Source organism: Streptomyces pseudogriseolus (genome assembly GCA_002154585.1).
Lineage (GTDB): Bacteria > Actinomycetota > Actinomycetes > Streptomycetales > Streptomycetaceae > Streptomyces > Streptomyces pseudogriseolus.
In genome coordinates, this window is sequence record MUNG01000747.1 from 1 (window position 1) to 554 (window position 554).

1 protein-coding gene is annotated in these 554 nt (G+C 70.9%); it reads right to left on the minus strand.

Going from position 1 to position 554, the window contains the following annotated elements:
* The coding region (locus CCN29_RS34515; RefSeq protein WP_442538709.1) for a cellulose binding domain-containing protein at positions 1-554 on the minus strand (554 nt) is incomplete at both ends.

Below are 554 nucleotides of genomic sequence, written 5' to 3' on the forward strand. Positions count from 1 at the left end.
GGTCGGCGGTGTCCCGGGCCTGCACGGTGTACGAGTAGTCGGTGCCCTTGGTCAGGCCGCTGTCCGTGTAGGAGGTGCCGGTCACGGTGGCGACGCGGGAGCCGTCGCGCAGCACGTCGTAGTTCTTGACGCCCTTGTCGTCGGTGGCCGCGGACCAGGACAGGCGCACCGAGGTGTCGGTGACGTTCGAGGCGGTGGGGGTGCCGGGGGCGCTGGGCGGGTTGTCACCGGGGACGGTGGGGCCGCCGTCACAGCTGCCGCCGTTCAGCTTGCAGTTGGACGGCGAGCCGGAGCCGCTGCCGTTGAAGCCGAAGCTGATGGAGGCGCCGGGGGCGAGGGTGCCGTTCCAGGACTTGTTCCTGGCGGTCCAGTGGGTGCCGGAGGAGGTGACGTCGGCGTCCCAGGCGGAGGTGACCGAGGTGCCGGCGGGGAAGTCCCACTCGACGGTCCAGGAGCTGAGGCTGGTGGTGCCGGTGTTCTTCACCGTCCACTTGCCCTCGAAGCCGGAGCCCCAGTCCTGGGTCTTGACGTAGGTCGCGGTCGCCGACGTCGCC